General features: G+C 61.6%; 1 protein-coding gene. It reads left to right on the top strand.

What is annotated here, in order from left to right; all coding sequences use genetic code 11:
- Positions 1-373 precede the first annotated feature (373 nt).
- Positions 374-1549 (top strand): TonB-dependent receptor (locus tag P792_RS38525; protein ID WP_235075427.1); only part of this gene is annotated, 1176 nt, incomplete at its 3' end.

The following is a 1549-nucleotide window of genomic DNA, read 5'->3' as shown; positions in this document are numbered from 1 at the left end:
CCCTGCGACGGGTTTGTGACCCGCTCGGCCCAGGGGCCACCCGCCATCACCTGACCCCTTTCGACTCATGATGTCCCAGGGCGCTGTTCCGCGTCCGATGACTCATGACCTCCGTTCCCTGTCAGGTTTATGGTCAATGCCCCTTATTCATCGCGCTGCTCTGCTATGCGGCAGCACAGTCCCGGCCCTGTTTGCATGGGGCTGCGCATCCTCTTTCGCGTCCACCGTTCCGGCTACCAACCCGGAATGGCCGGCGCATCATCCGGTGCGCGCCCCGTCCGCACATACCCCTTCAGCCGGGTCGCCCCACAGACCTGACCGGCTGGCAGCCCCCCGATCTGTGAATCCGACCGCGCATGGGGAAGCAAAACCCGTGCCTGAGTCCATCCTCGTCAGGGGACAGGCGCGCGGGCCTGTCACCCTCTCGCCTGTGGGCCAGACCACCTACAGCGCCGAGCGCACGGATTTTGCCAGTCATGTGGCCCAGAACGTGGCGGACATGCTGGTGACGGTGCCGGGGGCGAGCTTCCTTCAGGGGAACGGCCCGCGTGATACCGTGGTCTCCATCCGCGGGTCAGGCGCCCGTCAATCCTACGGGCTGCGCAACCTGCAAGTATCCGAGGACGGATTTCCCGTCACCCAGCCCGATGGCACGGCGCGTGCCGATCTGATCGATCCTCATGCCTATGAGGGGGTCGATGTGTTTCAGGGGCCGGCCTCCACGCTTTACGGAAACTACGCCATCAATGGCGCAATCAATTTCCGCACGCGCAGCGGCGCGTCGATCCACGGGCTCGAACTCGGCTCGGATTTCGGCAGCTTTGGCATGTTCAACAATTACATGACGCTGGGCGCAGGCAATCGAGTCTATGACTTCATGCTTTTTGCCAGCGATGTGCGCAGCGACGGATTTATTGCCAATAGTCAGTATGCAACCTCGACCGAGAACATGCGCCTGCGTGTATCGCTCTCCCCCAGCGACCGTCTTGTTCTGAAATTCATCAATAACGTGACCGATGCGTTCCTGCCGCTGCGGCTGTCACTGAACCAGTATCGACTCAATCCCTATCAGCGGGGATGCGCTACGGCTTCCGGGGCCGCTGCCGGATGCGGCACGGTTTCGCTCTATCGCAACGGCGCCTATGGCGCACAGACCGCCGTGACACCGCAACAGGCCAATCTGGGTCGCTTCGATAGGCGCAGTATCGTTGGGCTGCGATGGGAGCACGATTTCACGCCGCGTATGGTCTGGCGCACCCAGTTCACCTATGACCAGCGCCATGTCGAGCAGCCGACTTCGACCACAGCCTTTGTGGGGCCTTTCAACTCCTACAATGTCCAGACGGATCTCACCCGTCGCGACACGCTCGGTAAAACGCCCCTTACCAGCTTTGTCGGGGCGAATTTCGACTACATGGATTACGGCTATCAGGTTTATGCCCTGTTGCCGCAGGCGGGGGCCATGCGGGGCAGCGAGACATCGACCTCTTATGGCCATCAGTGGAATATCGGCCTGCGTTTTGAGGAAGACTGGCAGTTTGCGCCCAGA

It is taken from the genome of Asaia sp. SF2.1 (genome assembly GCF_000505765.1).
Lineage (GTDB): Bacteria > Pseudomonadota > Alphaproteobacteria > Acetobacterales > Acetobacteraceae > Asaia > Asaia bogorensis.
This window is presented reverse-complemented; position numbering and strand designations above follow the sequence as displayed.